Source organism: Paenibacillus sp. J31P190 (assembly GCF_059692075.1).
In genome coordinates this window covers 1-25,473 of the sequence record NZ_JCAUAS010000011.1, presented here as the reverse complement: position 1 = coordinate 25,473, position 25,473 = coordinate 1, and the positions used below count along the sequence as shown (strand labels likewise).

General features: G+C 44.6%; 27 protein-coding genes, 4 pseudogenes and 1 riboswitch. Of the genes and pseudogenes, 23 read left to right on the top strand and 8 right to left on the bottom strand.

The genetic code is table 11. The features are described from left to right. Positions 1–24: 24 nt before the first annotated feature. Positions 25–196, bottom strand: a pseudogene (locus AC58U0_RS19700) (helix-turn-helix domain-containing protein); the annotation flags it as partial. Between the two features lie 122 nt (positions 197–318). Between AC58U0_RS19700 and AC58U0_RS19695 the strand changes: the two are divergent. The 5 genes and pseudogenes from AC58U0_RS19695 to AC58U0_RS19675 form a co-directional block, all read left to right on the top strand. After that, positions 319–435, top strand: a pseudogene (locus tag AC58U0_RS19695) (SDR family NAD(P)-dependent oxidoreductase); the annotation flags it as partial. 196 nt (positions 436–631) lie between these two features. Then, positions 632–805 carry a VOC family protein gene (locus AC58U0_RS19690; RefSeq protein WP_497380679.1) on the top strand — a complete coding sequence of 58 codons (174 nt, stop codon included), beginning with the start codon at positions 632–634 and terminating at the stop codon, positions 803–805. Next, positions 805–1,008 carry a VOC family protein gene (locus tag AC58U0_RS19685; RefSeq protein WP_497380677.1) on the top strand — a complete coding sequence of 68 codons (204 nt, stop codon included), beginning with the start codon at positions 805–807 and terminating at the stop codon, positions 1,006–1,008. The genes AC58U0_RS19690 and AC58U0_RS19685 overlap by 1 nt, the downstream gene beginning before the upstream one ends. 208 nt (positions 1,009–1,216) lie before the next feature. Then, complete coding sequence (locus AC58U0_RS19680; RefSeq protein ID WP_497380676.1) at positions 1,217–2,692, top strand: FAD-dependent oxidoreductase; 1,476 nt, start codon at positions 1,217–1,219, stop codon at positions 2,690–2,692. Positions 2,693–2,759: 67 nt separating this feature from the next. Further along, on the top strand, positions 2,760–3,374 hold the full coding sequence (locus AC58U0_RS19675; RefSeq protein WP_497380675.1) for a TetR/AcrR family transcriptional regulator: 615 nt from the start codon (positions 2,760–2,762) through the stop codon (positions 3,372–3,374). Between the two features lie 184 nt (positions 3,375–3,558). Here AC58U0_RS19675 and AC58U0_RS19670 read toward each other — a convergent pair whose 3' ends face one another. Together AC58U0_RS19670 and AC58U0_RS19665 are read right to left on the bottom strand one after the other, a co-directional pair. Then, entirely contained in the window at positions 3,559–3,699 is a 141-nt protein-coding gene (locus AC58U0_RS19670; protein WP_497380674.1) for a hypothetical protein, read from the bottom strand. 235 nt (positions 3,700–3,934) lie between these two features. Next, positions 3,935–4,495: a DJ-1/PfpI family protein gene (locus AC58U0_RS19665; protein ID WP_057305204.1), complete on the bottom strand. Its 561-nt coding sequence runs from the start codon at positions 4,493–4,495 to the stop codon at positions 3,935–3,937. Between the two features lie 196 nt (positions 4,496–4,691). On the opposite strand from AC58U0_RS19665, the gene AC58U0_RS19660 reads away from it, so the two are divergent. From AC58U0_RS19660 to AC58U0_RS19640, 5 genes are all read left to right on the top strand, one after another. Then, positions 4,692–4,919 (top strand): YolD-like family protein, encoded by a 228-nt coding sequence (locus AC58U0_RS19660; protein ID WP_057305205.1) that lies wholly within the window; start codon positions 4,692–4,694, stop codon positions 4,917–4,919. Positions 4,920–5,156: 237 nt separating this feature from the next. After that, positions 5,157–6,029, top strand: coding sequence for a DMT family transporter (locus AC58U0_RS19655; protein ID WP_497380673.1), 873 nt, complete (start codon positions 5,157–5,159; stop codon positions 6,027–6,029). 56 nt (positions 6,030–6,085) lie between these two features. Continuing rightward, the gene (locus tag AC58U0_RS19650; RefSeq protein WP_497380671.1) at positions 6,086–7,036 is read left to right on the top strand and encodes an ABC transporter ATP-binding protein; all 951 of its coding nucleotides are present in this window, start codon (positions 6,086–6,088) and stop codon (positions 7,034–7,036) included. Beyond that, complete coding sequence (locus AC58U0_RS19645; RefSeq protein WP_497380670.1) at positions 7,033–8,133, top strand: ABC transporter permease; 1,101 nt, start codon at positions 7,033–7,035, stop codon at positions 8,131–8,133. The genes AC58U0_RS19650 and AC58U0_RS19645 overlap by 4 nt, the downstream gene beginning before the upstream one ends. A 25-nt stretch (positions 8,134–8,158) precedes the next feature. Next, positions 8,159–8,362 carry a hypothetical protein gene (locus AC58U0_RS19640; RefSeq protein ID WP_497380669.1) on the top strand — a complete coding sequence of 68 codons (204 nt, stop codon included), beginning with the start codon at positions 8,159–8,161 and terminating at the stop codon, positions 8,360–8,362. Positions 8,363–8,445: 83 nt separating this feature from the next. Here AC58U0_RS19640 and AC58U0_RS19635 read toward each other — a convergent pair. After that, positions 8,446–8,574 (bottom strand): annotated as a pseudogene (locus AC58U0_RS19635) (GNAT family N-acetyltransferase); the annotation flags it as partial. 103 nt (positions 8,575–8,677) lie between these two features. Here AC58U0_RS19635 and AC58U0_RS19630 point away from each other — a divergent pair. Continuing rightward, a complete protein-coding gene (locus AC58U0_RS19630) occupies positions 8,678–9,286 on the top strand; it encodes a transglutaminase-like domain-containing protein (RefSeq protein WP_497380668.1) in 609 nt (202 codons plus the stop codon). Positions 9,287–9,522: 236 nt separating this feature from the next. Here the strand turns inward: AC58U0_RS19630 and AC58U0_RS19625 are convergent, their stop codons facing one another. Further along, on the bottom strand, positions 9,523–9,732 hold the full coding sequence (locus tag AC58U0_RS19625; RefSeq protein ID WP_497380864.1) for a hypothetical protein: 210 nt from the start codon (positions 9,730–9,732) through the stop codon (positions 9,523–9,525). 429 nt (positions 9,733–10,161) lie between these two features. Here AC58U0_RS19625 and AC58U0_RS19620 point away from each other — a divergent pair, with 429 nt between their 5' ends. After that, positions 10,162–11,169: a DUF3231 family protein gene (locus tag AC58U0_RS19620; RefSeq protein ID WP_497380667.1), complete on the top strand. Its 1,008-nt coding sequence runs from the start codon at positions 10,162–10,164 to the stop codon at positions 11,167–11,169. Positions 11,170–11,430: 261 nt separating this feature from the next. On the opposite strand, the gene AC58U0_RS19615 is transcribed toward AC58U0_RS19620, so the two are convergent. Both AC58U0_RS19615 and AC58U0_RS19610 read right to left on the bottom strand, forming a co-directional pair. After that, positions 11,431–11,835, bottom strand: coding sequence for a CBS domain-containing protein (locus AC58U0_RS19615; protein ID WP_497380665.1), 405 nt, complete (start codon positions 11,833–11,835; stop codon positions 11,431–11,433). A 111-nt stretch (positions 11,836–11,946) separates the two neighbouring features. Continuing rightward, entirely contained in the window at positions 11,947–12,114 is a 168-nt protein-coding gene (locus AC58U0_RS19610; protein WP_497380663.1) for a hypothetical protein, read from the bottom strand. A 120-nt stretch (positions 12,115–12,234) separates the two neighbouring features. On the opposite strand from AC58U0_RS19610, the pseudogene AC58U0_RS19605 reads away from it, so the two are divergent. Further along, positions 12,235–12,387 (top strand): annotated as a pseudogene (locus AC58U0_RS19605) (isocitrate lyase/phosphoenolpyruvate mutase family protein); the annotation flags it as partial. Between the two features lie 202 nt (positions 12,388–12,589). On the opposite strand, the gene AC58U0_RS19600 reads toward AC58U0_RS19605, so the two are convergent. Beyond that, positions 12,590–13,273: an AlkZ-related protein gene (locus AC58U0_RS19600; protein WP_497380662.1), complete on the bottom strand. Its 684-nt coding sequence runs from the start codon at positions 13,271–13,273 to the stop codon at positions 12,590–12,592. A 198-nt stretch (positions 13,274–13,471) separates the two neighbouring features. Then, a riboswitch (Lysine riboswitch) is annotated at positions 13,472–13,660 on the top strand. Positions 13,661–13,825: 165 nt separating this feature from the next. Here AC58U0_RS19600 and AC58U0_RS19595 point away from each other — a divergent pair. The 10 genes from AC58U0_RS19595 (at position 13,826) to AC58U0_RS19550 (ending at position 25,185) form a co-directional block, all read left to right on the top strand. After that, a complete protein-coding gene (locus AC58U0_RS19595) occupies positions 13,826–15,217 on the top strand; it encodes an amino acid permease (RefSeq protein ID WP_497380862.1) in 1,392 nt (463 codons plus the stop codon). Between the two features lie 216 nt (positions 15,218–15,433). Next, a complete protein-coding gene (locus AC58U0_RS19590) occupies positions 15,434–15,880 on the top strand; it encodes a hypothetical protein (protein WP_497380660.1) in 447 nt (148 codons plus the stop codon). A 1-nt stretch (position 15,881) separates the two neighbouring features. Further along, a complete protein-coding gene (locus tag AC58U0_RS19585) occupies positions 15,882–16,097 on the top strand; it encodes a helix-turn-helix transcriptional regulator (RefSeq protein WP_171641852.1) in 216 nt (71 codons plus the stop codon). Positions 16,098–16,109: 12 nt separating this feature from the next. Continuing rightward, positions 16,110–16,832 carry a DUF4386 domain-containing protein gene (locus AC58U0_RS19580; RefSeq protein ID WP_497380659.1) on the top strand — a complete coding sequence of 241 codons (723 nt, stop codon included), beginning with the start codon at positions 16,110–16,112 and terminating at the stop codon, positions 16,830–16,832. A 263-nt stretch (positions 16,833–17,095) separates the two neighbouring features. Beyond that, a complete protein-coding gene (locus AC58U0_RS19575; protein WP_497380658.1) occupies positions 17,096–18,799 on the top strand; it encodes an amylo-alpha-1,6-glucosidase in 1,704 nt (567 codons plus the stop codon). Positions 18,800–18,962: 163 nt separating this feature from the next. Beyond that, positions 18,963–20,753, top strand: a complete 1,791-nt coding sequence (locus AC58U0_RS19570) for a cache domain-containing sensor histidine kinase (RefSeq protein WP_497380657.1) — start codon at positions 18,963–18,965, stop codon at positions 20,751–20,753. Further along, entirely contained in the window at positions 20,731–21,954 is a 1,224-nt protein-coding gene (locus tag AC58U0_RS19565; protein WP_497380656.1) for a response regulator transcription factor, read from the top strand. The genes AC58U0_RS19570 and AC58U0_RS19565 overlap by 23 nt, the downstream gene beginning before the upstream one ends. Before the next feature lie 118 nt (positions 21,955–22,072). Then, positions 22,073–23,353 (top strand): ABC transporter substrate-binding protein, encoded by a 1,281-nt coding sequence (locus AC58U0_RS19560; RefSeq protein WP_497380655.1) that lies wholly within the window; start codon positions 22,073–22,075, stop codon positions 23,351–23,353. Between the two features lie 69 nt (positions 23,354–23,422). Continuing rightward, positions 23,423–24,376 carry a carbohydrate ABC transporter permease gene (locus AC58U0_RS19555; RefSeq protein ID WP_497380860.1) on the top strand — a complete coding sequence of 318 codons (954 nt, stop codon included), beginning with the start codon at positions 23,423–23,425 and terminating at the stop codon, positions 24,374–24,376. Beyond that, positions 24,373–25,185, top strand: a complete 813-nt coding sequence (locus AC58U0_RS19550; protein ID WP_497380653.1) for a carbohydrate ABC transporter permease — start codon at positions 24,373–24,375, stop codon at positions 25,183–25,185. The genes AC58U0_RS19555 and AC58U0_RS19550 overlap by 4 nt, the downstream gene beginning before the upstream one ends. Positions 25,186–25,473 lie beyond the last annotated feature (288 nt).

The following is a 25,473-nucleotide window of genomic DNA, read 5'->3' as shown; positions in this document are numbered from 1 at the left end:
GTTCACGCTCATTCATTAGCTGGTAATCCCCATACACAGCCTATCCAAAACTTCAGCAGAAACTTGGATATCTCTTCCCTGTTCAAGATACGTATACCACTCAAGACTCATTCCTGCTAACATAGCGACTTCTCCCCGCCTGAGACCCGGTGTTCTTCTTCGATTTCCTTTGTGGAATCCCCACATTTTCAGGCAAAAGTCGGTAGTAGTAGTTCTCCTAGGATAACCATACCTCTCGTTAGCATTTTCCATCCATTATACAGTATTAGTGAGGCCAAGAGCACTCACAATGATTACTAATTAACAGGAGATTTTTATATGTCAACGCAAAACATCAATAAAATAGCGCTTATTACAGGGGCAAATAAAGGAATTGGATTTGAGACTGCGCGTCGCTTAGGCAAGCAAGGTTATACGATTTTAGTCGGAGCTAGGTAAGGAGAGGGGAAGAGAGGCAAAAGCAAAATTGCGATTTGATGATGAAAATGGAGCAAAAGCACATAAATTAATTTCCATATATTGTGCTAGAATGTTATTTGAATCGAGTTATTGTTACCCATTCCACCCCGATTTTGGTGGGGCTAGAAAGGTAGGGAATACTAGAATGAGCGAAAAGCACGGGGAGTTGGACATGGTTGAGTTGCAACGTTTGTTTATTTGCGTGGAGATTCCGGTATCGAATATGGAACGGGCCAAAACGTTCTATGAGCGGGTTTTTCGAGTGGATATGCAGTCGATGCCCATGGGGGATGATGAATACGCGTTTTTTCCGGTTCAGGAACAGCACAACGGAGGGGCGTGTTAGTGAAGGGTCCCCATCGTAAGCCCTCTGTCGATGGCGTCACGATTTACCTTGACGGAAGTCCAGACCTGGCGACCATTCTTTCAAGGGTCCCTGAAGCGGGTGGACAAGTGGTCATGGAGAAAACCTATGCGGGCAATAACGCAGGATATTTGGGGATGTTTTTAGACAGTGAAGGCAATCGCATTGGCCTTCAACATTTATAAGTAAATTGGCAACGGGTAACTAAAGTTGAGGAGTCTGCTTGGCGGCAGCTCCCCACTTAAAAACATGTTGACAAAAATTGGGGATTATCGCAAAATTACATTGACTGAACCGTTCAATCTATAGTTCAGCCGGAATCGAAATCCATAATTGTTTTTTTGTAAAATTATCGACTGAATGAGTCAATCTAAACCAAGGAGGAATTATAAAATGACAACAAATCCTAACAAAAGCAAGGCCATCATCATTGGTGGGGGTATGGCCGGATTAATGACCGCACGCGTACTCTCGGATCATTACGAAGAGGTGCTGATCGTCGAGAAAGACGACTTCCCCTCAGGGCCAGACCTCCGTCCTGGAACTCCGCAGGCATTCCATCCGCATCGCTTCACGACGCGCGGGAAATCGATTACGGAACATCTTTTTCCGGGATATGAGAATGACTTAGTGGCGCAAGGTTCTCCTTCGTCTCTGAACAAAGTCGTTTATTTCATGAACCAGCACGGGAGCCTGGAAATGAAGTATGACCGGAATGATATCAAATTTAGTCGAGCAGTACTTGAGTGGGTCATCCGTCAACGCGTAAAAGCCATTACTAACGTACGCTTCCTGCCCAGACACGATGTGGTCCAGTTGTTAACGACCCCTGATAGGTCAGCCGTTACCGGCGTTCTAGCTAGAGATCGAGATCAATCCAAGGAGGAGAAGGCTCTGACAGCCGATCTGGTTATTGATACGAGTGGACGTTCCTCGAAACTTTCGGGATGGCTTACGGATTTGGGATACGAGGTGCCGAAGCCGGATCTTCTGAAAGTTTCGCTCGGATACAGCACTCGCCGATATAAAGTACCTTCTCATCTGACCCACATAATCGATAAATGGGAAGTTATCAACCTCCAGGGTCAGCCTGCAGGCGGCACTTACACGGGCGTGTTCTCCTTTATCGAGAACCAGATTGCCGAAGTGCTGCTATACCGCCCGGGCGGGAATTACCCTCCGACGGATGCCGCAGAATTTGAACTGGCCGTGGAGCAGCTTCCGAGCCCGATCATTTCGGAAATCGTACGCGATCTTGAACCCATCACCTCTCCTCGAGGCTTCCGCGTTCCAGAATTGTACTGTCATCGCTACGAACTGATGTCTCGCTGGCCTGCAGGATTGCTGGTCTTGGGAGATGCTTACTGCATCTATGATCCGATCTTCGGGCAAGGCATGACTGTGGCCGCGATAGCTGCCGAAATACTGCAAACTTGTCTGCTAGAACGACACGGCGATTTCCGGCCTGATTGGGAGCATGGTGTACTTCTCCGAATCAAAGAAGCCATCGAACCGGCCTTCTGGTTAAACTGCACGGCCGATCTGCGATGGGAAGGTGTCGAATACGAAGGTTCGGATTCAAGCACAGGGAATGCATTCAGCCGGGAATATATGGAGCTGTATCTCAAGCACGCTACAAGCAAGCCCGATTGGCAACTATACGGTCTCTATTGGGCCGTGAATACGTTGTCCGTATCACCCAGTCACATTTTCAACCCGCAGACAGCCGTCCAAGTTCTATCCGCTTCAGATGAAGGTAAGCGACTGCTCGCCGGGCTTCAGGTGAAAGACGGCCAGTCGGTCGAGGCAGTTCTGGAAGATCTGCTGCCCCGATTCTCGGAAACGCCGTTCGCGCCGGCAAGGCAATAGTGATTTTAAAAATCGGATTTGTTATACTGATAGATATCTATATCGTCCGGCAAAGGAGCACTCGACATTGGCACCATTAAACGATGAACAATTGCATCAAATCCGCGATGAACGAAGAGAACAAATTAAGGCGGCGGCCATCCAGGTGTTTGCCCATAAAGGTATCGTTAGCGCGAAGATGAGCATGATCGCAGAAAAAGCAGGTATTAGCAACGGGCTGCTCTACCATTATTACAAATCGAAAGATGAGTTGTTTATGTCGCTTGTTCAAGAGGCGATGGTCGAAACGGAAGCGGCCATGCGAAGCATCTATGAAATGCCGGGAACGCCAATCGAGAAAATTAGGGCTTTGACGGCGGAAATTCTCGATGAAAGCGGAGCACCGTACTTCATGCTCATCCACCAGGCGCGTACGTCCGACGGTGTGCCCGTAACGGTTAAGCACCTTCTGGAGCAGTATTCGATGGATACTTTTATTGAGATGCTGCTTCCGTTATACCAAGAGGGACAGCAGGTCGGAGAATTGGCGGCAGGAGACCCTAGAGAGCTTATCGCCTGTTTTTTATCTGTCCTTACCGGTATCATGGTCATCAATGCGAACGGGATTGATGACTATCGAATTCCGAAGGTCGATATGTTGATGCGGTTAATTGCCCCTCTGTATCGAGTAACAAATAATTAATTTAATATTCGTATGAAAACTAATCTTGAATATAGAATGTCTCCCTACACGCAAAACGAGCCTTAGAAGTGATTCTAGAGGCTCGTTTAATTTTATTATTTTGGAATCTAGAAATATCGGACTTTTTCAGTTCTCTCTTGATTCTGCATCAGTTTAGAACTGTTCAAAGAAATCTGGGCTAGACTCAGCACCAACCTCTCTCAGGCCAATCATCCGCATAAATCGTTGGACCCGGCCAGTCATTTGCACTGGCTGCTCCCGAGAATGTTAGTAACATACAGACTACTAAAAACCCCGTAATAAAACCTAATCTTAATTTTCTCATCAATATTTGCCTCCTTTTTTGTGTGTTTATTAAGCGAAAATCCTTGGAAAACATATCTTAACAGAGATAGGTAATATTTTACAGAGTTAAATAGACCAATACTTTATGCCCTCAAATATTTGAGATAACTTTTAAATATGGGATAAATTACCTATATCCGGTAAGCTTGTAGAAAAAAATACGGTAAGGCCAAGCAGACTGCAAAAAACGAGGATTATTATAAAATCAACGTAAGTTATTTGGAGAGCAGTTTCAAAAACTCGCGCATGAAGCCTGGTAAATCCGGCCAAGCGTGACCAGTGACTAATTTCCCATCCACATGAAGTGAATCTGTCGTATATAAGGCTCCGAGCTGCTCAACATCTAAACGGCAAGCGTTATAGGCAGTCATGGTGCGGCCTTCAAAAAAGCGGTTGTCTTTTAAAGCGGAGAATACCTGTGCAGCATGACAAATAGCGCCGATTGGTTTATCAGCTTCAAGAAAGTGACGAATAATGCGCGGAACATGCTCGTTCGAACGAATGTATTCTGGGGCTCTGCCTCCAGGAATGATTAAACCATCATATTGACTAGGATCTACATCAACGAAAGCGATGTGTGACGGAAGCAGATGCCCTGGCTTCTCTGTGTAGGTCTCCCAATCGTCGATAAAATCGTGAACAACTGTACGAAGAACTTTCTTAGTCGGTGAAGCAATTACGGCCTCGTATCCTTCCTCTAATACACGAAAATAGGGGTAATACACTTCCAGAACTTCTGCAGCGTCACCGGTTAGAATTAAGATGCTCTTTGACATGGAATCACTCCTTGGAAATAGATGGTAACCCACATACAATTATGAATAAACCTCGTTTCGTTGTAAACGGGTGGAATTTGATACGATTTGTCGAATCCAACGAATGAAACTCTATATCCAAAGACTCTTTACCACTCGAACTACTAAAAGTATAATAAGTACAGAACAAATGTTCTGGAAGTGGAGTGGAGTCATAATGAGTATTAGTAATCGTGAGAATAAAAAGATAGCCAACGTAATGGCTAATGCCTTACTTAGCCAGCAATTTATTAGTGTAAAGATTTATAATGAGGCTGGGGATGGGCAAATTACAGGTCTAATCACCAAAATTGATCAAGAGATAAGAAGAGTAAAGCTATCCCACGAAAATGGTACGGATTGGGTAGCATTTGACGATATTTTGAATGTAGAATTGGTGGAATAAAATACGCACTGGTCGCAGTGGCACAGCATGTAAAGCGGTATTTTCTTAGTTGAACTTTGGTGCCTAAATCAACCCTATTGTTGTATAATCAATTAAACGTTTTGAAAGTGAGCTGAAGCTGATGATGTGGTCACCATTATTTGAAAATGATGTACCTGTAGTTATTCTCCCTTAACGGTAGAATAACTACAACTCCGTTAAGGACAGGAAATGTCTTGAAAAAACGGAGGGTACAACATGAAAAAAACGTTATTAGGTTCTTTATACTTATCACTCGCTGCTAGTATTTGGGGCGGGATGTATGTTGTGGTAAAAGTTGTGGTAGACGTTATACCACCCCTTGAATTAGTATGGCTCCGCTATGTTATTGCGATTTTTGCATTGCTAGTTATTGGCGTCGTAACAAAACAATCATGGCGGATTGCTAAACGAGACTGGCCATTAATTTTCATTATTGGGCTTGTTGGAAATACAATTTCTATCGTAACCCAAGAAGTAGGTACGATGCTCTCTAATGCACAAATGGGTGCCATTATTACTTCAACGACACCCGCATTTATGGTGCTGTTTGCGCGTATCATCTTAAAAGAAAAAATTACATTTAAAAAGGCAATTTCTATTGTTTTAGCAACAACAGGTGTCTGTGCGATTGTTGGAAATGCCCATATCGATTTATCTCATCAACTTGGTGGCGTATCACTGCTTATTGCAGCACTAACATGGTCGCTTATGTCTGTTCTTATTAAACGTGTACCAGAGCATTATTCACCAATTGTCGTAACGAGCTATGCTACTCTTGTGGCAATCGCCTTACTAACGCCTTATACAATTACTCGCTTAGATGAGCTCGATTTTCAAGCCATGATGCATCCAGCTATTTGGGGTGGTCTTTTATTCTTAGGCGTTATTTCCACTGCATGTGGGTTTTTACTTTGGAATCGTGGACTTCAAATGCTTAACGCTTCAAGTGGCGGATTATTCTTCTTTTTTCAGCCTATAGTAGGTACTTTTTTAGGGTGGCTATTACTAGGTGAGCAAGTTGGCCTGTCTTTTGGGATAGGTACCTTATTAATTTTTATTGGTGTACTATTGGTCATTCGAGAAAAATAAGTGTCAAAAATGGCACAAGAATCACTAGTAGGAATATCGAAAGGGAGGAACCAACCTTGGTTAACGCCATCATAGAAGTGGACGGACTCGTCAAAAGGTATGGCAAATTCACTGCGGTGAATGGAATTAACTTCCAAGTGCGTGAAGGGGAAGTGTTCGGACTGCTCGGGCCAAATGGGGCAGGCAAAACGACAACGATGGAAATGATCGAAGGTTTGCGGCGTCCGGACGAAGGGAGGGCACTTGTTGCAGGCTTCGATACGAAAAAGGATTTGAATAAGGTTAAGGAAATCATCGGCGTTCAGCTCCAATCGACTTCGCTATTCGACCTGCTCCACGTCCACGAGATTATCCGCATGTACGCAAGCTTTTATCCAAGCTCAGTGCCGATCGAGCCGCTGCTCGACGACATGATATTGCGCGAAAAAAAGAATGACCGCGTCAAAAACTTATCCGGCGGTCAGAAGCAGCGACTCGCCATTGCGTTGGCGCTCGTGAATGATCCGAAGGTGGTTTTTCTGGATGAGCCGACAACCGGACTCGATCCTCAAGCCCGGCGTACGTTGTGGGATATCGTGCTCCGCCTGAAGGAGCGCGGTAAGACGGTGGTGATCTCAACGCACTACATGGAAGAGGCTCATGTGCTTTGCGACCGCATCTGCCTCATGGATAAAGGACAAATCGTTGCGCTCGATACGCCGGAGCAGCTCGTCCGCAGCCTGCAGTCAGACAGCGCCATCGAGTTTCGCTTGCCGGAGCCGATCCGAGAAGATGAGGCACGAAAGAAGGAAGTGCTGACGCTTGTCCAGTCATTGTCTGATGTGAAGCAAGTTGAACAGCGCAAAGACACGTTTGTGTTGTATACGGATCATTTGCAAAATGCGCTGACCGCATTTGTACAACAAGCCGCTGAGCAAAACATCAAGGTTTCTGATCTGCAAACGCGCACGGCAACGCTCGAGGACGTGTTCATCCACATGACGGGAAGGAGTCTGAGAGAAGAATGAAGGCGTATCGTCAATTGACCTTAGCCCAGTTACGACTTTTTGGGCGAAATCGGCAAGTATTATTTTGGACGCTCGTTTTTCCGATCTTTTTCATGGTGATACTAGGTTCATTCTTAGGAAAAGGGGACAACACTTCGCTCTCCGTCACCGTTATCGACCAAGACCAGACGACTGCGTCGAAGGCGCTTCTATCCTCTATGAAGCAGCTATCCATTTTAAAATTAACTGAGAGCACAGATCTCAATGCGGCGATGAAAGATCTTAAGCATGGCGATCGGCAGCTTGTCGTCGCAGTTCCAAAAGGGTATGAAGATGCTGTGAGCGCTAAATCATCCTCTATGCAAGGTTCCAAACTCACCGTTTACTACGATGAGACGAGCCAAACAACCAATCAGATCGGGCTGCCCATCATGTCTCAGATCGCCGATGGCATAAGTAAGCAGATTGTTGGTTATAACCCTGTCATCACGATTCAATCACAAGCTGTCCAATCCCTTAACCTGAAGTATATCGATTTCCTCGTTCCAGGCATCGTCGCTATGATGATTATGAATAACAATCTGAACGGGGTCGCCGGCCAAATCGCATCTTGGCGCGAGCGGGGTATCCTTCGGCGTCTTCAGAGTACGCCGCTCCAACCTCGCAGCTTCATTGCCGCGCAAATCACGGCCCGACTGGTATTGAACGGCGCGCAGGCGATAATCGTATTGCTGATCGGTAGCCTGATTTTCGGAACGCAGGTGAACGGTTCGTGGATGCTTCTGCTCATGTTCGTCATAATCGGGACATTGACGTTCATGTCGATCGGCTTTATCATCGCCGCGCTTGCCAAAACGCCAGAAAGTGCTGGTCCGATTGCCGGATTCGTCTCCTTCCCACTTCTTTTTCTAGGCGGCGTCTTCTTTCCGATCAAGAATATGCCTGACTGGCTGCAGCCTGTAGTCAATTTGCTGCCCATCTCGCATCTGTCCACAGCGCTGCGCCAAATCATGAATGTCGGAGCCTCGCTTGCCGACGTGTGGCGTGAAGCCGCGCTGCTTGGCGGCTGGATGCTCGTAGCCTTCATTATCGCCAGCCTAACATTCAAGTGGGAGTAACCAAAAATATTGGCAGCCGGTCAGATTGGATCGGCTGCCTTTTTCATTTAAACGGCAGATCCCGAGTTATTGGAGGGTTACAACAAACGGTAAACTAGTCCCTAAAAAAGAAGGGGAAACGACGATTCAATATAGGAATGGCAGCTTAACGGCCGCGCTGGATGTTAACCGTTATCCCCTATATGCAGGCTTAGAACTGCCGATGATTCGTCAAGGACTGTATGGTTGAAAGGCTAAGGAGTTTGTTGTTTAGATGAGTGGACTTTTGGATACTCAACATTCTTGTCCCGAAGATATACCAAGAAGTCTTGATTAAAGGTAGTCCTCTTTTAAAATACCGAACAGTTCTAAATCGATGACGCCCTTTCCAGACCAAAGAGCAGCTTGTCGCAAAAGCCCCTCTTTAATAAATCCATTTTTCAGCAGCACTTTCTTTGAAATTGCTAAATGCGATAGTGTTTATTTTATTGAATAATAATTCAATGTTATGTATTATTATACACGCGTTCGCATGATGTTATTAATCGATTGAGGGTGAACTGGAATGATGTTATCTTGTGAATCAAATTTTCTAGAAGATTATCTAGTAGAAACAGAGGAAGTTGATTATAGTCACCTTTCCATTCAAGAAAAAGCAGCAGAATTATATGACGAATCGTATAACGAAGATGATTTTGTGAAAAAAGCTTATGAATTTGTTCGTGATGAAATATCTCATTCTTGGGATATTCATAGTTCACGAATTACATGTAAAGCCTCGGAAGCGCTATTCTTTAAGGAAGGTATTTGTTACGCTAAGTCTAATCTGTTGTGCGCCATATTAAGAAGCAAAGGGATTCCAACTGGTTTTTGTTATCAACGACTTACAATAGGTGACACACCAGATACCGGGTACTGCATCCATGCTTTAAATGCAGTTTACCTTACATCCATAGGAAGATGGGTTCGCCTAGATGCACGTGGAAATAAAGTTAATGTTAACGCGGAATTCTCCACAGACGAAGAAAAGCTGGCTTTTTCGGTACGGGAAGAATATAACGAAGTGGATCATCCAGAAATATTTAAACGGCCAAACTTAAAAACAATAAATGCATTAAAACAAAATACAGATTGTATAAAAATGTATCTTCATGGTTTACCGTCTAATTTATAATCATGTAGTGAAAAAAACTTATCCATGTATACTTTGCTTTTTATTTGGCAATACTAGTGTTTATTGCGTTAAAAACGGAAAAGAAAGAAAACCTGTTTACCGGATAATGTTCGAATTAAAAATGTATCCATAGTGGAATTGAAAATAGAATGAAGTATCGCCTGCGATATGGTTAATTTCTCCTTTCAGGTAGACGCAAGAACGAAGAAGCTGAGATCAATGATCCAGCTTCTTTTTTACGTTTCAGCACGAAATAGGGTCCCATCATCACGGAAGTAATATGCGATATCATCCGTTCTCGTACTCAGTCTCACAGATTTATTAGTGAACTTTTCGATGATTCCGCGATCTACTTCGCAGTAAACACCGTCAGCGTCCGGCTGCCACACGGAAACCGGAGTTTGTGATAATGCTGCAGTAAATAGATCTGCATCGGATTCCAGCATCTTAGGCACTAGCTCGACCTCACCTTCGGATAGGTCAATTGCGACCGGCCATATACAAAATAATACTTGCGTATATGTAATAGCTTATCATGTAATAACAGCGGTTATGTTAAAATAATAACATATAACAGGTTGATGAAAGTTTGTTTTGGAGTTGAAATTCATGTACTAGCGAAGCCTTGAAAAGCTTTTCTTTCTCTTTTTAAACATCGTTTTAGAAAAAAGGCGATTTACCTTACAATTAACGAAAAACTACTTTAACTGAAGCTGCTATGATGCGGCTTCTTTTTATTTCTCGCTAAAGAAACCGCACTTAATACTAAATCACGAAGTTGGAGGGAATAATAGCCACAACAAATTGTGGGGGACTTGGGAATTTAAATTGAGTTAATGGAAAAGAATAATCATTAAAACAAGGGAGTATAGCCAATGAATTCAAACCATGTACCATTGACGTCATCAGAAATAGGGAACTTGTGGATGACTTATCAAGAAAAAACAATGTTATTGAGATTCTTAGAGTATTTCCTTGAACACGTTGAGAATGAAGAAATTCAACAAATCTTAAAGTCAACTTACGATTCATCGGAACAAATTGTAGAATCCATAATAACTATTTTCCAACAAGAAGGAGCCGTTATTCCACTTGGCTTTACAGCGAACGACGTTAATAAAGGAGTTCCTAAGTTATTTGATTATCTGTATGAACCCATGTTTTTGCATATGATAAGCAAGATTGAAGCTAGTCTTTTTGCGTTGTACTCAACGATGTCCTATCGTAAAGATATAAGACAACTATTTAAGCAATTAACAGCAAACGCACAAGAGATGTTTGAACAATGTACAGAGTTTCTTTTAGATAAAGGTGTTCTTGTCCGCCCGCCTTTTATGACAATGCCCAAAGAAATTTCCTTTATTAAGGATAAAAATTATTTATCAGGGTTTAATTTGTTAAGGGAAACAAGATCATTAAATGCAATTGAAATTTCCCTTATACATCATGCCATTGAAACAAACCTTACAGGCATGCAATTAATGATTGGATTCGCCCAAGTAGCAAATGATAAACATGTCAAAGATTATTTTATTGAAGGAATGAAATTATCAAAGGACGTTGAAACCACTTTAGGTGAATTTTTACGTCAAGATTACATAGAGCCGCCAGCTACTCCTGCAGGGAAAGCGACGAATTCTACTGTTGCTCCATTTTCGGATAAGTTAATGATGTATATCACTAACTTGTTAGGATCATTTAGTATTGGGAGCAATGCACTTGGTGGAGCATTTAGCTTACGAAATGATTTGCTGTTGACATTGGCTCGACTTACTCAGAAAATTGTACCCTTTGTCAAAGACGGTGGCGAACTAATGATCAAACACGGTTGGATGGAGGAACCGCCACAAGTAGAAGATAGAAAACAACTAACTAAATCATGATGAAATATGTTGTGCATTCTTTAGCTAACGAAGAGCAATGCTCAATATCACAACTAGGCTGCCGCAATTTAATTGGGCAGCTTGTTCTGTTAACGGACAATTTAACACAATAAACGTTTATTTGGGATTGATTGTTCATTCGGCAATGTATGGAGGCTTAGTGTCTTGAATAGAGATTTCGATGTAGTAGCATAAAAGGGGAAAGGTTATTGCCTTGCCAAGTCAATCCTCATGGAACTTGAATCATGGGCACTGGGTTCATTAATCGGTTATATTTCTCATATAGTATTCAATAATATCTTTTCGACGAATAATGCCTATGAAAATATGGTCATCATCAACAACCGGAACAAAATTTTGATCGGCTGCTAACGCCAGCATATCCTCCATGTGTGCATTAATTGACACAGACTCATTATGAATATGCTTCTCGATTTCGCTCACGGGCACTTGATGGATATTATCAAAATGAATCCCAGGTGTATTTTTTAACGTCCACAACAGGTCACCTTCCGACAATGTGCCTACATATTTCCCGTCACTATCAACTAGGGGAAGTGCTGTGTAATAGTGATTTTCTAATTCTTCTAAGGCTTCCCGCATGGAAGCAGACGATGTGATAAAGGCAACCTTCTCTTTGGGTAATAGAAAAGAGGCTATTTTCATAGTTATTAACTCCTTTTCTCTGAAATTTCAATTAACTATATGTTCATTAAAACATAAATGTCTTACAAAGGCATTGAAAGATGTTTCCATTTTAACAAGTAACACCAGTATTTAATAAAAGATTTCATCCAAAACTTGCGTTAGCCTAACCAGATCCTCCCTAATATCCCGACAAGACCTACTGATCATACTCAACTCTCTCCAGCCTTCCTCTATCTCGGCAATCATCAGGTCAATATCTCCATTAGTGATTTTTCTTTCCTCCATATTGGTCAGCATTCCGATGCTCCTTTAATCATGTTAATTGTTTCAATAGTATAAGTTTCGTTATGCAGTTCACGAATGAGGGTGTAGAAGAGAGTCGAATTATGAGCAGGACTAGTTCAGGAGTTTAACGCGCTGCATGAATCCAATGAAGTTTTATTGCTGGGGAACGCCTGGGACCTACTCTCCGCTCTGTCACTTGAGAAAGCCGGATTCAAAGCCATCGGTACAACGAGTTGGGGAGTAGCACAAAGCTTAGGATATTCAGACGGCGAAATGATTGAATTTTGCGCCGCTAAATATTATGTCTTTGCCGGGACTCACTAATTGCAATAAGCTCAAGGAGCTTGGAGTCAAACGGTTAAGTATTGGAGGTGCGTTATATCGGAAGGTTAACAACTTATTGGATCATTGCGCGGCTCAAATTTATGAGTCTGAGGATACATCGATATTATTTAATTGATTTATAATTTAAAATGTTAACCTAAGACTAGGCTTCGAACTGAAACAGTTTAGTGAAAAATTTCATTGAATCGGGACTACAACTGTTTTTTAATCGAGCGTGCAATTTTTCTTTGGCAATCTTAGGGTCAATGTCGAATTCATGTAATCCAACGCTCTCCATCCAATGATCCGCTGTTTCGAATGAAGTGCTTTGCCATGCGCTGTTCTCATTTAACGATATTCTGCTTTCTTTGACACCGGAAATGACGATATCCAACGTGCCTTGTAAATCCAATAAATCTTGTCCAAAGGTTTTTTTCATTTCTTTGGCGTTCATGCCCGATTTAAATCTTAACGACCTTGTTTCAATCCCTTCGTCTTCTTTGATTTGCTGGAGAAGCTCTACAGAAGTTTTTGAGACAATGCCGTTCTTATAGCGTTCTTCAATGGGTTGAGGGCTTCCTAATATGGCTTTGATCCATGGAAACAGTTCGCGTGAAATGAAAACTGATTTTTTCTTTAGGAATTTGCCATAGGCAGCCGTACCGTCGCTCGGAAACCGTGCTCGCCACACCCAAGGATCTAAATCAGTGCCAGTTAACCACGGTTCACCGTGAGTGACCTGATAGAGTGAAGGGTGATCTGGAATTAAGGGAGCTAAAGGTAGAATACCGACTTCATGAATTAGTTGAACGGCCTCTTCATACGTATGTATTTTTTGTTCTTTCATAGCAGTTCACCTCAACCAGTCGATTTAATTTGAAAATAAAGGCTTATCCATATAAATATGAATCACGTGACAGTAAAACACAATATAAATGTCTAGAGCTATCCTATTCAAATTGGAATAAATATCTATTGATTAATAACCTGAAGCTAATTAAAATAGTAAAAGTTATGAAAACTAAATATGAACCCTCATCAACCTAGATGAGGTAGAGGTCGCGATGTTGAAGAGTACGTCGGAGGAAGTCCAGTAAAGACTGTTGATTCCGATGAAAAGGCAACATTGCCGAAGCCGCACGGTATACTGACCGCGCTTGGCTGGGGCCGTTTCCGAAAGGAGCGGAACTGTCATACTGTTGAATCCAAAACAGTGTGTTGTGCTATCTTGAAACAGGATAAATGAGGGAGTAGAAGCGGCCTAACTTTATTTATGAAGAGAGGCGGCTTTTTTGCGTTGATAGTCTTCTATTTAAAGAAAACTAATGGAATACATGTAAAAGGGAGCGTACAGAAATTGAAAGAGAACAAGTTACGTAGAGGTCTAAAGTCGCGCCACATGACGATGATTTCACTCGGCGGATCGATTGGAACAGGATTGTTCCTAGCCAGCGGCGGGGCGATTCATACGGCAGGACCAGGCGGCGCGCTGTTAGCATACTTCATCATTGGAATAATGGTTTACTTCTTGGTAACAAGCTTGGGAGAAATGGCGACATATATGCCGGTATCTGGAACCTTCAGTACCTATGCAACGAAATTCGTAGATCCATCCTTTGGCTTCGCGCTAGGGTGGAATTATTGGTACAACTGGGCAATTACAATCGCGGCAGAGTTGTCCGCGGCGACATTAATTATTAAGTTCTGGCTGCCTGACAGCCCCTCGTTCTTATGGAGTGCTTTATTCCTTGCCTTGATGGTTGGTCTTAATTTATTGTCTGTTAAAAGCTATGGCGAGTCGGAATATTGGTTCGCTATGATAAAAATTGTAACAATTACTGTGTTTATCGGTATCGGATTGCTAATGATCGTCGGCATCTGGGGCGGAGAAGTGATTGGATTCAGTAATTTTACAGCAGGTGACGCGCCGATTTCGGGCGGCTTGCTTGCCGTACTTGGGGTTTGTATGGCTGCTGGCTTCTCCTTCCAAGGAACAGAACTCGTCGGTGTTGCAGCAGGGGAGTCCGAGAATCCTCGGAAGAGCGTACCTCGCGCGATCCGCAGCGTGTTCTGGAGAATTCTATTGTTTTACATCTTGGCGATTTTCGTTGTTGGCATGCTGATTCCGTATTCCACAGATACACTCTCTAGCGACAGCGTAGCGGCAAGTCCGTTTACGATTATTTTCGAAAAAGCAGGCTTAAGCATAGCAGCTTCTGTGATGAATGCCGTTATCCTAAGCTCGGTTTTATCCGCAGGTAATTCAGGGATGTACGCTTCCACACGCATGCTGTGGGTATTGGCGAAAGAAGGAAAAGCGCCTAAATTGTTCACGAAATTAAATAAAAGCGGGATTCCAGTTTACGCCCTGCTCGCGACAGCTGCAATCGGAATGCTCGCGTTCCTGGCCTCTTTCTTTGGTGATGGCAAAGTGTACATTTGGCTATTAAACGCATCAGGTATGTCTGGATTCATCGCATGGCTTGGTATTGCAATTAGCCATTACCGTTTCCGTAAAGCTTACGTTGCACAAGGGTACAAAGTAGCTGATCTTCCATACCGCTCCATGTGGTTCCCTTTCGGGCCGATTTTGGCAGGTGTAATGTGTATGATTGTCATCATTGGCCAAAGCATTAGCGCGTTTTCAGACGGTCAGGTGGACTGGATGTTCTTACTCGCTTCCTATATTGGAATTCCATTTTTCTTGATGTTGTGGCTGGGCTACAAGTGGAAATACAAAACAAAAGTGTTAAAACTGGAAGAATGCCATTTGGATTCTACAGTAGATTAATTGCAAAAAGAGCAAGGGCTAACTGCCTTTGCTCTTTTTGCGTAGGGACTGTTCCCAATTGTCGCACAGTATATCTCTCAGTCATCTTCGACTATTTTTTGCACAGGATCTCTCCTATTTATGTAAAGAATACTTGACATAATGTATAGTTAATAATATGATATGTAAATAATACTTTACTTATTTATAAATATTAACAGAAAAGGAGAGGTGAATATGTCCTTTCAAGAAAAGAAAAACATCGTATCTTTGTTTACCACTTTACTCATTTTTTCTATCTATAGCATGTATGTGTATCAAAAGTATCAAGAAGGGAGCTTTCACACCTCGAATACATTTAGCTTCTGGGGAGCCTTCATCTTAATCTTAATCCCGGTGTCGATTATAGCAAAAATCATCATTCATATCGTATTCAGTATGATCAATACCATAGCAACGAATGAGAAAGAACCTCGAGTTACAGATGAGCTGGACAAATTAATTGAATTGAAATCCACGAGAAATTCTCATTATGTATTTATCATTGGTTTTCTTCTATCCATGATACCGCTGGTCATGGATCAACCACCCTATTTTATGTTCATCATACTGATTAGTTCAGGGTTATTGTCAGAGGTGATTGGAATCATCACACAGCTGTATCTCTATCGGAGAGGAGTCTAAGATGGGCAAAGCACATATTAGCAACAAGATTCGAACTTTACGCTTTAATCATGATGAAATGACCCAACAACAATTAGCGGATAAAGCAGGGGTGACACGACAGACGATTGTTGCAATTGAGAAAGGGAATTACTCCCCTTCCCTAGAATTGGCTTTTCGTATTGCTCGCGTCTTCGGCTTAACGTTGGAAGAAGTGTTCTCTTTTGAGGAAAATTAGGAGGGGTTAGAAATGATAAACCGTAACACCGAAGCTTCACCGCTTTTTTATGCTAGAGTCGCTGGGTTCGGGCTTATACTTATGGCTATACTTGCTATGTTTTCAAATTTTTCTGTTCTTGAGGGTCTTATTAAACCGGATGATGCAGCAGCTACTGCTAATAATATCATAGCCAATGAGATGTTATTTCGGAGTGGATTTATCAGCTTTGTCATCGTGCTTATTCTTGATGTGCTGGTAGCTTGGGCACTGTATGTTTTGCTCAAACCCGTTAATAAGAATCTTGCCATGTTCGCGGCTTGGTTTAGGTTGGTATATACCGCCATTTTTGGAGTCGCCTTGTCTAATTTGTTGAATGTTTTACCACTTCTAAGTGGTGCTAATTACTTCACGGTATTCACAACAGATCAGTTAAAGTTATACGCTCAGCTGATGTTGCTGATCGATGCATTTAAAAATGGATGGCTGATTGGATTAGTATTCTTTGGATTTCATTTGTTAATCGTTGGTTATTTAATCATCAAGTCAGGAGGCTATATACCAAAAATAATTGGGATCTTCTTGATCCTTGCATCTGCTGGATATGTCATAGATAGTATTGCACATTTTCTTCTACCCAACTACGCCGACTACAAAACGATATTCCAGCTGATTGTAGCCGTACCTGGTGTGATTGGAGAGCTGTCATTAGCTTTCTGGCTTCTGATTAAAGGTGTAAAAGTTCAACAGAAGTAATAGCCATCCAAACAAGAAGGATACCTATTGGATTATGGTCATATTCTTAAAGCGATATTCACAAAATCAACCTTCCACGATGGGAGGTTTTTTATTTTCGAACAATATGACTAATCACGCCGAACAAAATTCCCCCTCGCCCCATCGCAATCCTCAACACGCAACAAATTACCTACCCTTCACAAACAACTGTCGGTTCTTCCTCCATACTCCATTCGGTACAATGAAAGCGCATACTGTTTTTTCGTAAAGGAGAATGAATTATGAACTTTGACCTGAACGTTGTACCTTTCAGCCGGAGAGAATCCTTCCTAGCGATCTCGATTCTGCCTGAAGCTCAAGATAGACAACAAGGCTTGTATCTGCGTACCGTTCGTGGCGGCGACGATAAATTTGGCGAGGCATTTCATATGGATATGTTGGATGAAAACGGTCAATCCGTGTCATTCCAGGCAATAGCTTGCCCGGAGCTAATCCGGCTTGAATCGACGGCAGGCTTAACGGCTGAGATTTGTATCTCCGATCGCCGAACCTTTCGGATTCGCACGAAAGGCTGTGGAATCCGCTTAACCTTCCGCACGGCTGCTTACGATTACGCTTATCAAGCAGACTCTAGCAGCTGGGAAGTGAACAGCTTCACCCATGAATGCAGGTTCATGCTGACCGCGCTGGTTGGCGACTTGAAGATGGAAGTGCCATGGGACAAAATCAAAAGCTCCTATGTAATCGCAGATTTCTTACCTGACCGCAAATCGGGTATATCCGAGTTTGCTGTAGAGGAATTCCACACCGTGTGGGAGCCGCGCGCTGCTTGGGAATCCTTCGATGATGCTGTGAAACAAGTCAAGGAAGAGTTTAACCTATGGCTTGATCGCACACTGCCACTGCCAGAACGTTGGCAGGAAAGTCGGGAACTTGCGGCTTATATCACGTGGTCCTGTCTCGTTCCGGCAGAGGGGTGCCTGACAAGGCCGGCGATGTATATGTCGAAGAACTGGATGACGAATATTTGGAGCTGGGATCACTGCTTCAATGCGATGGCGCTTGTTCGCCATGATCCGAAGCTGGCGTGGGATCAATTCATGATTTTCTTTGACCGCCAGGATGAGAGCGGTTTGATTCCTGATTTCATCAATAATAAGTATGAGCTCTGGAACTGCAACAAGCCGCCGATACATGGTTGGACGCTTTCTTGGATGATGGCCAGAACGGACTATATTAAGGATGCGCAGCTTCGGGAGGTCTATGGACCACTCTCCAAATGGACGAAATGGTGGTTCCGATATCGCGACGGCGATGGAGACGGGATTCCCCAATACAATCACGGCAATGACTCTGGCTGGGATAACAGCACAGCCTTCAATAATGGCATTCCAGTAGAAAGCCCAGATTTAGCGGCCTTTCTCATTCTTCAAGCAGAACTGCTCGCTGAGATTGCGGGACTGCTCGGGCATGCGGCAGATGCCAAAGAATGGCGGAGGCTTGCTGAGGGCACACTGGAGAAGATGATCAGTCATTTCTGGAAGGATGGCCGTTTCACGGCTTGCCGCTCCGGCACGCATGAGTTATCCGAAGGGGACAGCCTCCTCTTGTTCGTTCCAATCCTTCTGGGCAAACGTCTGCCAGAGCCTATCCGCACAGCTTTGCTGAAGGGGCTAAGGGATGAAGAGCGTTTCTTAACCATTAATGGTTGGGCGACAGAGAGCGTGAAAAGTCCTTTCTACAATCCGGATGGCTATTGGCGAGGCCCGATTTGGGCTCCTTCGACCATGCTTCTCGTGGAAGGAGCAGCCGCGGCGGGTGATCGTGAGTTGGCAGAAGAGGTAGCGCGCCGATTCTGCACCATGCTGGATCGCAGCGGAATGGCCGAGAATTTTGACGCGATTACGGGACAAGGCTTGCGTGATCGTGCCTTTACATGGACATCGAGTGTGTTCTTGATTCTAGGTAATGAGTACACAACCTAAATAAAACCTGCACTTCTCCCTGCTATACATTAGCAGAGGGGTGGTGCTTTTCCCGTTTTGGGGATCGGATCTCATAATGGAATGGTGAAGCCAACGCCGTCAGGGACTCTCTCATGGATGGAAGATACATTGTTCGCTGAAAGTGTTCCATGCTACACTTCAAATGTATGATTTTATAGAGAAAGCTCAAGGGGAGGGTGCGATCATCAAAGATTATTTGCTTAAGCGACTCAATATCCGCCTTTTGTCTGGCTCTTATAGGAGCATTCGCACGAAGCTGCTCTTCTGTTTTCTCATTGTGACGATAATTCCGCTGCTCTCGCTTGGGGCCTTGTCTTATTACCAGTCCGCTAAGGTCATTAACTCTCAGTTTGGCAAATACGGCGAGAACGCTGTGGCGCAGTTGGAGCAGCAGATGAGTTCATATTTGAATCGGATGAATCAGACGACTGAGACGGTTTATTCCTATTTACTTGATCCTGCAAGGGTTGATCTAGGGAACCAGGTTCCGACGACTTATAAAGAGATTATGGATAAGGATGATTTTGAAGTTCTTCTGAAAGCGCTTAAAACCGACCGAACGACAGGCATCTACATTATTACCAGCTCCGGTTACTATTATGGAGAAAATAATCTCGATGTGTCGAAGCTCAGCCGTATTCCGGCTTGGCAATCCATGTCTGATGCTAATGAAGGGAAGTACTGGCTGGGTTTCTATGCTCAGAATCATGGGATGAAAGAAACCGAAGATTCCGGGATGCCCGTGCTGGGCTTAGCTGTCCCGATTAACAATCCATACGGCGCGCTGCGGGGCAGCAAGATTCTTATCGAGGAGAATGCGGAAGATCTGCTTCATATGTTCAAGCTGTTCGAGAACGATACGAAGGCTCATCTAAAAATAGCAGATCCGCAGGGACGAAGTATATATGAGACAGCAACTGTCTTCACTTCGCAAACCAGTGATATTGTTTGGAACAAAACACTTGCGGCTAATCATTGGACGATCGAGGCGAGGCTGCCTGCCCAATCGTTCTATCGCTCCTCCGGCATTATTAGATCGAATACGATTATGGTTGCTGTAGCTTCATGTCTGCTAGCCTTTGGGCTTGCGTATCTCTTCTCCTCCCGATTCACAGCGCGGATTCGCCGTCTTAAGGATGCGATGCAGAAAGTCAGCTTCGGTAAGCTGCATACGAGGACTCAGGTCGAAGCCAAGGATGAGCTGGGCATTTTGGATACAAGCTTTAACAATATGGTGGGCGGCATACAGACTTTGATTGGCGAGGTTGAACGGAGCGAGCGGCTCAAGAAGGAAGCGGAGCTGAAGGCCTTTCATTATCAGATCAACCCGCATCTGCTCTTCAATACGCTTAACTCCATTCAATGGAAAGCCAGACTTCAGGGAGCTGAGGATATTCGTCAAATGCTGTACCACCTCACGATGGTACTCGAAGGTAATCTGGATATCTCGCAGGAGCTGATACCGCTTGGCCGAGAGCTGCGGATGATTGAGCATTTTCTGAAAATCCAAGAGGTCCGATATGGCCCCGTTTTCAAGTATGAACTGGCATGCGATGAACTGCTCAAGCGTTATCTGATTCCCCGCATGACACTGCAGCCTTTGTTCGAGAATATTTTCTTCCACGGCTTCGAGGACGGCAAGGGGGTAATCCGCTTATCCGTTCGGGATGAAGGGAATCATTTGCTGCTCACACTTTCCGATAATGGAGCGGGTATTCCAGCGGACAAGCTGAAGCGGCTGCTTCGGCCAAGCGATACGAATCGTAAGGGCAGAGGAGGTCTGGGCGTGCAAAATGCCGATCAGAAATTCAAATTGCATTTTGGCCTGCAGTATGGGTTAACGATGCAATCCATCCAGGGTGAAGGGACAACGATCATCATAGAATGGCCTAAGAAGGAGGAGAGTCCGCATGGAAACTATCAAGAGCATTAAGGTAATTATCGCAGATGACGAGAGTATCGTCCGTAAAGGACTTCGTTCCACGGTTCCTTGGGATAAATACGGAATGGAAGTGGTGGCGGACGCCCCGAATGGCCGCAAAGCCTGGGAAGCTTTCCTTGAGCATCGGCCTCAAGTCGTCATTACCGACATTGTTATGCCTGAAATGGATGGCATTGAATTGTCACGCCGAGTCAAGGAAGCGGCTCCCGATACGAAAATCATTCTGCTCAGCTGCCACCGGGATTTCGAGTACGCTCAGCAGGGTATGAAGCTGGGAGCAGCTGGTTATCTGCTCAAAACCGCCTTTGAGGATGAGGAGCTGGAAGGCATGCTGGCGAAGTTTCAACATGAGCTTGCGATAACTCCTTCGGCACCAAATGTCGCCACGACAGTTAGCAGCGAAGACGAAGATGAGCGGCTGGGCACCTTGCTTTATGCTTGGCTGAATGGCCATAATGACAAGCTTGTTGGGGAGATGGAGAAACGTACCCGTGAGGTGTGGTCTTTCCATGGTGAACCGGTTTATGTCTTTTTGATCAAGACTTCCGGGTGTGAGGCGTCTTGGCTCGATTTGTTGAAGGAAGCGCTTGAGGAGGATCGTCAGCTGTGTAAAGGGGCAGTCATTCCATATGGGGATGAGCGCTGCTACTATATTGTGCCTGAGTCGCTTCTGAATGCTGCGGAGAGCTTGCTTGTGGAGAGAAAGAGCGAGAATGCGAAGCTGCAGTGGGCGAGGAGAGGGCCGCTAACAAGCACAGAGGAACGTCTTGAAGCGTTGTTAGCCCTGCATAAAGCAGCGGAATTGGAGAAAGCCTATGGCGTAACAGCCGCAGATTGGCCGGAGCCGATCTGGAAAGCGGTTAAGCTTCTGCATGACAATCCGGCGGCGGAATGGTCTGTCAGCGATGTGGCTGGACAGGTTGGTCTCAGCCGAAGCCACTTCTCTATCATATTCAAGAAAACGCTGGGAGACAGCTTTGTTGCTTTTCAATACAAGCGTAAGCTCAAGCTGGCCTACTGTTTATTAAAGGATACGCCGCTCACGATGCAGGATATTGCTGAACGTACTGGGCTTGGAGACAGCAAATATTTCAGCAAATGGTTCAAGCGCTGCACTGGCCAAACGCCAAGTCAGTACCGCGCCGAACATAAAGACGGCACCCTCCGAACATATGGACACCCACCTCGGTGAATCGAACAAAAACGCACAAACATTCGAATAGTTATCGGTTTTGAACCGCTTTCATTTTAGTTATGATGAAAGCGGTTCAATTATTATATACTCATTCACGGATAGGGGAGCTGACAGAATGATCAAGAAACTTTCACTCATTGTTCTTACGAGTGCAATGGCGATGACTGCGCTCACAGCATGCACCAGTAATAACGAAGGTACGACTAGCAAGGCGACACAACCGGCGAACGGTAACAATGCTGCCAAAGAGAAGACGCTTCGATTCGCTACATGGGATACCGGGGATGCGCTGAAGATCGAGCAGGATATCGCGAAGAAGTTCGAAGCGAACCATCCAGGAACGAAGGTTCAGGTAGAAGCGTACGCAGACGGTTTCGACCAGAAGCTAGCTGCGGGTTTCGGCGCTACGAATCCTCCGGATGTGATGTACATGTGGGATTTCCCAACGTATCATCAATCTCTTGAACCGCTGGGCAGCTACGCTGATGGGGACAAGGATTTGAAAAAGGATGATTTCTACAAAGGGTTGTTCAATTACGCGACGATCGAGAACAAGCTCTATGGAATCCCAGCTGGTTTCACGACTCGTGTCGTGTATTACAACAAGAAGATGTTTGATGATGCGAAGATTCCTTATCCAAAGGACGGTTGGACATGGGATGATTTCCAGGAAATCTCCAAGAAATTGACGGATAAAGCTAAGAAACAGTATGGATTCGGTGTTCGAGCGGATAACGATACGTACGATCTGCAAGGATTTGTATGGAGTAACGGCGGCTCTTATATCTCTAATGACGGCAAAACGATAAATGGCTTCATGAACAGTAAAGCAACAGCCGGAGCTATTCAAATGTTCGGGGATATGGTCAAGAACGGTTCGGCCGTGCTGGCCGGAGGCAAAGGACAGCAAAGCGGCGAGGATATCTTCAAAAGCGGCAAAATCGCCATGTGGGAAAGCGGTATCTGGCCGCTGGAATCGTTCAAGGAAGCAGGGATTGATGTAGGGACAGTGGAGATGCCTGCGTTTCCAGGCAAACCAGTCAAAGGCGTGATTGCTGAATCTGCCCTATCTATTGCGAAGGATTCGAAACAGAAGGATCTGGCTTGGGAGTTTATCAAATATTATGTTGGGAGCGAAGCGATCAAGATGCGCGTAGCGGATTTGCCTGTCAGAGTAAGTGTCGTCAACGAGCTTAAGAAGGATCAGGATCCTCTGTACAAGCCGTTTTACACGATGCTGCAGCGCTCCGACAATTCGCCGGCATTCCTGCTCAATGCCAAGTGGAATGAAGTGAACCGGCAGCTATCTTCGGCCGTCGAAGCTACCGTGCTTGGCAGTAATGCGCAGGATGCGCTGGATCAAGCCGTCAAAGACAGCGAGCGTTATTTGAAATAAGATTTCTACAGAAAGAAGGTTAGGGAGATGGCTCAGACCTACCCGCAGCAAGCAAACGCAGGGAAACCAATGGCCAGTCTCAAGTCTAGAAGGAAACTCAGTTGGGGTGGGGTAACTCCCTACCTCTTCATTTTTCCATGGATCTTCGGATTCCTAGTGTTCACTTTAGGGCCGTTGTTATTCTCGCTTATTATTTCATTTTTTGATTGGCCGATTGTAGGTAAAGTACGCTTTATCGGTTTAGACAATTATGTGGATATGTTTACGAAAGACCCGCTGTTCTGGAAGTCGTTCGGCGTGACAATCAAGTTCGCAGCGCTGTTTGTTCCGCTCAATATAGCGGTTGCGCTTGGACTAGCGATTCTGCTTAATCAGAAAATTCGCGGCAGCGCGATTTTTCGAACCGCGTTTTACCTACCCTCTGTGATCTCGGGCGTGGCGCTAGCTATGATCTGGTCCTGGGTGTACAGCGGAGATTACGGTATTCTGAATTATTTTCTGTCAATTATCGGTGTGCAGGGTCCTGACTGGTTGAATAGTAAACAATGGTCTCTTGTAGCGATGGTCGTTGCCAGCTTATGGGGACAAGGCTCGATGATGCTCGTTTTTCTCGCAGGGCTCAAGGGGATACCAAAGGATCTATACGAATCTGCTTCCATAGATGGTGCGGGTAAGCTCAGACAATTCTTCAGCGTTACGATTCCGATGCTCAGCCCGACAATTATATTCAATCTGATTACGTCCATTATCGCGGCGTTCCAACAGTTAACCCTTGCGCTCCTGCTCACAGGAGGCGGTCCGATGAAATCAACGTATTTTTACGCGATGTATATGTACGAGAATGCCTTTAAGTTTTTTAAAATGGGTTATTCCGCAGCAAACGCATGGTTCATGTTCCTTATTGTGCTCAGTCTGACATTCCTTGTATTCAAGTCGTCAGAGGCTTGGGTGTTCTATGAAGGCGAAATGAAGCAAAAGTCACACAAGAAAGTGAAATCCGGCGGAAGGAGGCGGTCAGCATGAAACGGATCATCGTATATACGATGCTGATTGTCTGCTCACTGCTGTTCGTCGCTCCGCTGTTCTGGGCGGTGACGACGGCAGTGAAATCGCCAGCGGAGCTGTACCTTTTCCCGCCAAAATGGATTCCTTCGGTTTGGAAATTCAGTAATTTCGCCGAAGCGTGGACGATTCAGCCTTTTAACTTATTCCTGAAAAATACCGTCATCGTGACGTTGATGTCAACGCTCGGCCAATTGATATCCTGTACGCTTGTAGCCTACGGGTTTGCGAGATTCCAATTTAAAGGGCGCGATCTGCTGTTTCTGATTGTGCTTGCAACGATGATGATCCCTTGGGAAGTCACCATGATCCCGCAGTATATGGAGTTTAACTACCTCGGCTGGATTAATACGCTCAAACCGCTTATTGTTCCGTCGTGGTTCGGTTCGGCTTATTATATCTTCTTGCTGAGACAGTTCATTCTGACGCTTCCTCGCGAGCTAGATGAGGCGGCAACGATCGATGGGGCTAACAAATTTGCCATTCTTGTGCGGATCATTGTTCCGCTCATGGGACCATCGCTCATTTTAGTCGGCGTGTTTCAGATTATGAGTTGTTGGAACGATTATCTGGGACCGCTCATTTTCCTCAATGATCAGTCGAAATACACACTGACGCTTGGATTGTCGCAGTTCAAAGGGATGTTTGGCGTCGATATGCAGTCGATTATGGCGATTACTTGCTTGATCTCCATTCCGCCGCTGGCTGTGTTCTTCTTCGCGCAGCGCTATATTGTCGGTGGAATCGCGGGTACGGGGATTAAGGGATAGATTGCTGAGGAGCGGAAGGTCACTTTAAGCTTGGCGAGATCCTGTACCCTGTGGAGGTGCTGTTAAGCTTTCGTGAGGTAGATAGGCTTCAGGTGATTACCAGTGTTGTATTTCATGCAACAATTCACACGCCCAAAGTCTATTTTGCAACTTGAAGTTGCAGTTTGTACAACATTACGGTCTAACCCCCTAATACTGGACACTAGTCGACTAAAGCAACAGATTACTTATTAAATTGCGAGTTTAAACGGCTTTACTTCATTTTTCTTTAACTTCTCGAGAAATTCT